6 protein-coding genes are annotated in these 7,328 nt (G+C 73.8%); 1 reads left to right on the plus strand and 5 read right to left on the minus strand.

The features are described 5' to 3' along the window. Positions 1-55: 55 nt before the first annotated feature. The 5 genes from ACZ4YY_RS17995 to ACZ4YY_RS18015 form a co-directional block, all read right to left on the minus strand. Complete coding sequence (locus tag ACZ4YY_RS17995) at positions 56-1,609, minus strand: acyl-CoA synthetase (protein WP_468290555.1); 1,554 nt, start codon at positions 1,607-1,609, stop codon at positions 56-58. Next, positions 1,606-2,715 (minus strand): NAD(P)H-dependent flavin oxidoreductase, encoded by a 1,110-nt coding sequence (locus tag ACZ4YY_RS18000; protein WP_468290558.1) that lies wholly within the window; start codon positions 2,713-2,715, stop codon positions 1,606-1,608. Before ACZ4YY_RS18000 ends, ACZ4YY_RS17995 begins: the two co-directional genes overlap by 4 nt. Before the next feature lie 395 nt (positions 2,716-3,110). Next, complete coding sequence (locus ACZ4YY_RS18005; RefSeq protein ID WP_468290561.1) at positions 3,111-4,706, minus strand: phytoene desaturase family protein; 1,596 nt, start codon at positions 4,704-4,706, stop codon at positions 3,111-3,113. Positions 4,707-5,063: 357 nt separating this feature from the next. Continuing rightward, positions 5,064-5,786 (minus strand): FadR/GntR family transcriptional regulator, encoded by a 723-nt coding sequence (locus tag ACZ4YY_RS18010; protein ID WP_468290564.1) that lies wholly within the window; start codon positions 5,784-5,786, stop codon positions 5,064-5,066. Beyond that, entirely contained in the window at positions 5,777-6,166 is a 390-nt protein-coding gene (locus tag ACZ4YY_RS18015; RefSeq protein ID WP_468290567.1) for a hypothetical protein, read from the minus strand. Before ACZ4YY_RS18015 ends, ACZ4YY_RS18010 begins: the two co-directional genes overlap by 10 nt. Before the next feature lie 64 nt (positions 6,167-6,230). Here ACZ4YY_RS18015 and ACZ4YY_RS18020 point away from each other — a divergent pair, with 64 nt between their 5' ends. Continuing rightward, positions 6,231-7,184, plus strand: a complete 954-nt coding sequence (locus tag ACZ4YY_RS18020) for an expansin EXLX1 family cellulose-binding protein (RefSeq protein ID WP_468290570.1) — start codon at positions 6,231-6,233, stop codon at positions 7,182-7,184. Positions 7,185-7,328 lie beyond the last annotated feature (144 nt).

A 7,328-nucleotide genomic window follows, 5' to 3' on the forward strand; every position in this document is an offset into this window, starting at 1 on the left:
CGGGCACGGCGGGTCCGGAGCCGTCCTCCCGTCACCCGAAGGGGGGACGGTCGGGTCACACGGGCCGCGTGCGTCCCTCCCAGTACGGTGCACGCAGGCGCCGCTTGTACAGCTTGCCGTTGGGGTCGCGGGGCATCTCGGTGATGAAGTCGATGCTCCTGGGCCGTTTGTAGCCGGCGAGGCGGTCGGCGCAGTGGGCGAGGAGGGCCGCGGCGAGGTCGGGGCCGGGTGCGTGACCGGGGGCCGGTTCGACGACGGCCTTGACCTCCTCGCCCCAGTCGTCGTGCGGGATCCCGAAGGCGGCGGCGTCGGCGACGGCCGGGTGGGCGAGCAGGGCGGACTCGATCTCCGCCGGGTAGATGTTGACCCCGCCGGAGATGATCAGGTCGATCTTGCGGTCGCGCAGGAAGAGGTAGCCCTCCTCGTCGAGCACGCCGAGGTCGCCGACGGTGAAGAAGTCTCCGATGCGGTTCCGGCGCGTCTTCGTCTCGTCCTTGTGGTAACTGAAGCCGCCCGTGGTCATCTTCATGTAGACCGTGCCGAGTTCGCCGGGCGGGAGCCGGTTGCCGTCGTCGTCGAAGATCGCGAGTTCGCTGATGGGCCAGGCCCTGCCGACCGTGCCGGGTTTCTTCAGCCAGTCCTCGGCCGTCGCGAAGGCGCCGCCGCCCTCGCTGGCCGCGTAGTACTCCTCGACGCAGTCGCCCCACCAGTCGATCATGGCCCGTTTGACGTGGTCGGGGCAGGGCGCGGCGCCGTGGACGGCATGGCGCATGGACGAGACGTCGTACGCCTGCCGGACGGGTTCGGGCAGGGCGAGCAGGCGGTGGAACTGGGTCGGGACCATGTGGGTGTGGGTGCAGCGGTGGGTGTCGACGAGGCGGAGCATCTCCTCGGGCGTCCACTTGTCCATGACGACCAGTCGGTGCCCGATGTGCAGGGAGGCGCCCGCGAACTGGAGAACGGCCGTGTGGTAGAGCGGCGAGCAGACGAGGTGGACGTTGTCGTCGAACGGCCGGATGCCGAAGATGCCGAGGAAGCCGCCGAGGTAGGCCTCCTCCGGCGGCCGGCCGGGCAGCGGGCGGCGGATGCCGCGCGGGCGGCCCGTGGTGCCGGAGGTGTAGTTCATGACCCAGCCGAGGGTGCGGTCGGCGGGCGCCGACTCCGGTTGCCCGGCGAGGAGTTCGGGGTAGGGCCGGAAGCCCTCGACGTCGCCGACGGCGTACCGGTGGGTGGGCGGCAGGCGGGCCTCGTCGGCGGCCCGGCGGGCCGCGTCGCCGTACCGTTCGTGGGCGATCAGCGCCTTGGCGCCCGAGTCGGAGACGATCCAGGCGATCTCGGGGCCGACGAGGTGGTGGTTGACGGGGACGAGGTAGAGCCCGGCCTGGGTGGCCGCCAGGTACGCGGTGAGGAACTCGGCGGAGTTGGGCAGGACGACGGCGAAGGCGTCGCCGCGTTCGAGGCCGGCGGCGCGCAGGCCGTGCACGAGCCGGTTGGCGGCGGCGTGCAGACGTCCGGCGGTCCAGGTGTCGCCGTCCGGCGTGACGAGGACCGTGCGGTCGGGGTCGGCGGTGGCCTGGGCCCAGAAGCCGGTGGGGGGTGTGGCGGTCACGGGCCGCTCCTTCCGGCGATGCGGTTGACGCGGTCCACGGCCTGTTCGAAGCCGCGGGTGAGGTCGTCGAAGACGGCCCGGACGCTGCGGACGTCGTTCATGCGGCCCACGATCTGGCCGACGGGTGTGCCCAGCAGGGGGTCGACCTCGTACTTCTGGATGCGTGAGACGGCCTCGGCGACCAGCAGGCCCTGCAGGGGCATCGGGAGGGTGCCGGGTCCGTGCGGGTCGTCCCAGGCGTCGGTCCACGCGGTGCGGAGCTGGCGTGCGGGTTTGCCGGTGAGGGCGCGGGAGCGGACGGTGTCGCCGGAGCCGGCCGCGAGGAGTTTGCGGGTGAGGGCGGGCGAGTGCAGGTCGGCCTCGGCGGTGGTGAGCCAGAGCGAGCCGAGCCAGACGCCCTGGGCGCCGAGGGCGAGGGCGGCGGCGATCTGCCGGCCGCTGCCGATCCCGCCGGCGGCCAGGACGGGCAGCGGGTCGACGGCGTCGACGACCTCGGGGGTGAGCACCATGGAGGCGATCTCACCGGTGTGGCCGCCGGCCTCGTAGCCCTGGGCGACGACGACGTCGATGCCCGCCTCCCGGTGTTTGACCGCGTGCCGGGCGCTGCCCGCGAGGGCGGCGACGAGCACGTCGCGTTCGTGGGCGCGGGCGACGACGTCGGCGGGCGGGGAGCCGAGGGCGTTGGCGAGCAGCCGGATGGGGTAGTCGAAGGCGACGTCGAGCTGGCTGCGGGCGACCTGCTCCATCCAGCCGGTGATGCGCCAGCCGGACGCCTCGCCCTCGGCCAGTTCCGGCACGCCGTACTGGGCGAGGGTGTCCCGCACGAACCGGCGGTGCCCTTCGGGGATCATCGCCTCGACGTCGGCCTCGGTGACCCCTTCCACCTTCCTGGCCGGCATGACGACGTCCAGGCCGTAGGGCCGGCCGTCGACGTGCGCGTCGATCCAGTCGAGGTCGCGCTTGAGGTCGTCGGGGGCGGTGTAGCGGACCGCGCCGAGCACGCCGAAGCCGCCCGCGCGGCTGATGGCCGCGGCGACGGCGGGGAACGGCGTGAAGCCGAAGACGGCGTGCTCGACTCCCAGGTGGTTGCTCAGCTCCGTCTGCATGGCCGCAGGATGCCGCAGCGGTCCCGACGACGGAAGGGGTTTTCTGATGCTCCGTCAGATTCCTCGTCCCCGGGGGCGGGAGGCGGCGACCGCCGCAGCAGCGGGGGACGGGGCGCCCGGCCACCCCGGCGGAGCGGAGGCTCCGGGTGCGGCGGTGCGGACGCGAGGTGCCGGGCACGGCGGCGGGGCGTCGGGCGCGGCGGCGGGGGCGGGAAGCGTCGGCTGCGGCGGCTGAGAGGGCGGTGCCGGGCGCGGCGGGCGCGGCGGCGGGGGGCGCCGGGTGGAGCGGAAAGTACCGGCCGCGGCGGCGGGGCGCCCGGCCGCCCCGGCGGAGCGGAGCCGCCGGGCGCGGCGGCTGAGGGGCGGGGGCGCCGGCGCCGGCGGCGGGGGCGGGGTCAGGCGTCTCGGCCGGTTCCCGCTTCCAGGACGGCCATCGCCGCGTTGTGCCCCGGCACGCCGCTCACCCCTCCCCCGCGCACCGCGCCCGCCCCGCACAGCAGGACGTTCGGGTGCCGCGTCTCCACGCCCCAGCGGCCGGTGCCCTCCTGTGCGTGGGGCCACGCCAGATCGCGGTGGAAGATGTTGCCGCCGGGCAGACCGAGGTCGCGCTCCAGGTCCAGCGGGGTCCGCGCCTCGATGCAGGGGCGGCCGTCGGCGTCGGTGGCCAGGCAGTCGGCGAGGGGCTCGGCGAGATGGGCGTCGAGCTGGGCCAGGGTCGACGCCAGCAGTTCCTCGCGCACGGCGTCGTTGTCCTTCTCGAACAGCCGGGCGGGCGTGTGCAGGCCGAACAGGGTCAGCGTCTGGTAGCCGCGCTCGACCAGGTCCGGGCCGAGGATGCTCGGGTCGGTCAGGGAGTGGCAGTAGATCTCGGAGGGCGGGGCGGCGGGCGGGCGGCCGGCGGCGGCCTGGGCGTGGGCGGCGGCGAGCTGCTCGTAGCCCTCGGCGATGTGGAAGGTGCCGGCGAAGGCCTCACGCGGGTCGACGGCACTGTCCCGCAGCCGGGGCAGCCGCCTGAGCAGCATGTTCACCTTGAGCTGGGCACCCTCGGCCGGGGTGGGCGGCGCGTCGCCGGTGAGAGCCGCGAGCGCCTGCGGGGAGGCGTTGACCAGGACGTGCCGGGTGGTGGCGACGCCCTCACCTTCGGCGGTGCGGTAGGCGACCTCCGCGCGGGTGCCGTCCGTGGCGATCCGGACGGCCTCGTGGCCGGTGGCGAGGACGGCGCCCGCCTCCCGGGCCGCGGCGGCCAGGGCGTCGCTGAGGGCGCCCATGCCGCCGACCGGGACGTCCCAGGCGCCGGTGCCGCCGCCGATGACGTGGTAGAGGAAGCAGCGGTTCTGCTTCAGGGAGGTGTCGTGGGCGTCGGCGAAGGTACCGATGAGTGCGTCGGTCAGGACCACGCCCCGGACCAGGTCGTCGTCGAAGCGTTCCTCGATCGCCACACCGATCGGCTCCTCGAAGAGCGTGCGCCAGGCCTCCTCGTCGTCGACGCGGCGGCGCAGCTCCTCGCGGGTGGGCAGCGGCTGGGTGAGCGTCGGGAACACCCGCCGGGCGACCCGGCCGGTCATGGCGTAGAAGCGCTGCCAGGCCCCGTACTCGCGCTCGCCGCCGGTGAGCCGCGCGAAGGCCTCGCGCGTGCGCTGCTCGCCCCCGCCGACGAGCAGCCCGGTCGCCCGGCCGCCGCGCTCGACGGGCGTGTACGAGGAGATGGTGCGGCTCCGGAGGCGGAAGCGCAGGCCGAGGTCCCGCACGATCTTCGGCGGCAGCAGACTGACCAGGTACGAGTAGCGCGACAGCCGGGCGTCCACGCCGGTGAACGGGCGGGTGGAGACGGCGGCGCCCCCCGTGTGGCCGAGCCGCTCCAGCACCAGCACGGACCGTCCGGCCCGGGCCAGGTAGGCGGCGGCGACCAGGCCGTTGTGTCCGCCTCCGACGACGACGGCGTCGTAGGCGCGGTGTCCCTGGTGTCCGCGGGGTCCCTCGTGTGCAGGCATGGTTCTTCGTAACACGGGGCGATCAAGGTCGGCCAGGGGGAGGACCGGCCGAGCGGCGGCGCAGGCGTGCGGCGAGGAAGGTGGCCGAGCGGCCGTGCCTCCCACCCCGACGCCTCCGGCTCGGACGGTTGGGCGGCCCAGCCGTCCGAGCCGGACAACAGCCATCAGACCGGGGATGTCAAGGGCGACGGCAGACAGGGACACGTTCCGTCACGGCGGCTCCAACCAGAAGTGGACCACTGTGACCGCCGGATGGCGCCCGCTCCCGGGCTCAGCTCCGGGGCGGACACGCATGACGGCACCGTACGGGCAAGGTGAGCGCCGGGCGGACGGGGCACGGGCCGACGGCGCCGCCCGTCACTTCCCCGCTGTCGTCCCGAAGGGGACGGGTTCGGTTGAGCGCAGGTGTTCCCTCAGCCACAGTTCGGTGTTGCTCACGTGCAGCAGTGCGGCGGCCTGGCTGAGGGCGGCGTCACGGGTGGACAGGGCGTTGAAGATCGCCTCGTGCTCGGCCAGGGTGCGGCCCGCGGCCTTGTCGTCGACCAGGCCGCGCCAGATGCGGGCGCGCAGGGTGCGGCCGGAGATCCCTTCCAGGAGGGTGAGGAGGGTTTCGTTGCCCGTGGCCGAGACGACGGCGCGGTGGAAGGCGGCGTCGTGGGCGTTGAGCCGTTCGACGTCGTCGCGGGCGTCGCGCATGGCGTCCAGGTGCCGCTTCACTTCGGCCAGCTGCTCATCGGAAATCCGTGTGGCGGCCAGTGCCGTGGCCATCGGTTCGAGGAGCCGCCGCACCTCCATGAGGTCCTGCAGGGCGACCGAGTCGCCCTGCAGGAGCTCCACCGCACCACCGAGCCCTTCCAGGAGCAGACTCGGCTGCAGGCTGGTCACATACGTGCCGTCGCCGCGCCTGACCTGCAGGACCCGGGCCACGGCCAGCGCCTTGACCGCTTCGCGGGCGAGGTTGCGGGACAGGCCCAGCTGCGCGGCCAGGTCCGGTTCCGGCGGGAGCTTCGACCCCGGAGGCAGGGCACCGGTCCGGATCAGCTCACGGATCTGCTCGATGGCCTTGTCCGTCAGAGACACCGCGCATCCCTCTCCCCACCGTGCCCCGCGAGCACGCCCGGCCTGATCAGCCCCTGGGCGCGGAGATCGTCCCGGAGACCGTCGGGGACGCGCTGATCATGGAGTTCCACGTCTCGTCCGATCTGTTCCGGATTCCGCATGCCGAGGGTGACGTCGATGATACTGGGACGCGTGTGCGGGAGAGCGATCGCGGCGACGGGCAGGGTGACCCCCTGCGCCTCGCGGACCTCGGCGATCGCCGGAGCTGCGACGACGACCAGGGCCGGCGGGGCGTCCCGGTAGCCGCGCTTCGTGCCCTGGATGGGCCGGTCTCGGGTAGCGGCCCGCAGTCGGACACGGCCACCGCCACCACACTCCTTCCGGTGGGAAATCGCCGGCAACCTTTTCGCCTCGCGCGGTCACTGAACAGTGCACCATCGGCTCGACCTTCCGAACGGACGGGTAATGAAGACAGCGAGGCAGGCCGCGCGGCAGCGCAGGCGCAGACGCAGGCTCATGCTGGGCACCACGGTGGCGGTGACCGCCGCGGGCGTTCTCGCCTACCTGGTCATGGGGTGGTTCCCCGACCGCGAGGAAGAGGCGGTCCCTGCCTCCGCCACGCCCGTCGCCACCACCCAGGTGAGGGCCACCACCCCGCCCGAGACGAGCACCCCGACCCCGTCGGGGACGCCGACCGCGACCGGCAGCTCGAGTCCGACGGCCACTGCGACCACCGCACCGGCACGACCGTCGGCCTCAGGCACCCCGCAGTCCCCGCGAACGGCGTCCACGACGGCACCGTCGCCCGGGCGGATCAGACCCGGCACCTCCTACACCGGAGTCGCCACCGCCTACGAGGCCGCGGACGGAGACGGCGCCTGCCTGTTCGGCCCGAGTCCCGACCTCATGATCGCGGCCATGAACACCACGGACTACGAGACGTCCCGGGCGTGCGGCGCGTACGTGCTCGTCCGCGCGGCCAACGGCAAGTCGATCACGGTGCGGATCACCAACGAATGCCCCCTGCCCTGCGCGCCCGGGCAACTCGACCTCAGCCAGGAGGCCTTCGCCAAGCTCGCCGACCTCAAGGTCGGCCGGATCCCGATCACCTGGCAGCTGTTGAGCCCCAGCACGTCCGACACGATCTCCATCAGATACAAAACCGGATCCAGCCCCTACTGGTGCGGCATCCAGGTGATCGGCCACCGGAACCCGGTCGCGCGCCTGGAGGTCAGGACCGGCGACGGCTGGCGGCAGTTGCCCCGCACCGAATACAACTACTTCCTGTCCACCAACGGCAGCGGCTGCGGCAGTTCGATCAGGATCACGGACGTCTACGGAGAACGACTGACCGTCACCGGGGCCGCGTTGCTGCCGAACGTCGCGCAACCGACCGGGGTCCAGTTCGCCCGGCACTGATTGCCGCCCCCGCCCGAGCATCTGTCCCGCGGGACCGGCGGGACGTCCGGCGCGGGGGGGGGGGGGGGGGGGGGGGGAGGGGGGATGGGAGGGGGGGGGGGGGGGGGGGGGGGGGGGGCAGGGGGGGGGGGGGGGGGAGGGGTA

It is taken from the genome of Streptomyces sp. NPDC030143 (genome assembly GCF_055573695.1).

Excerpts from the sequence above, each read along its gene's own strand:
- ACZ4YY_RS18000 (WP_468290558.1), bottom strand. The coding sequence starts at position 2,715 with ATGCAGACGGAGCTGAGCAACCACCTGGGAGTCGAGCACGCCGTCTTC.
- ACZ4YY_RS18005 (WP_468290561.1), bottom strand. The coding sequence starts at position 4,706 with ATGCCTGCACACGAGGGACCCCGCGGACACCAGGGACACCGCGCCTAC.
- ACZ4YY_RS18020 (WP_468290570.1), top strand. The coding sequence starts at position 6,231 with ATGAAGACAGCGAGGCAGGCCGCGCGGCAGCGCAGGCGCAGACGCAGG.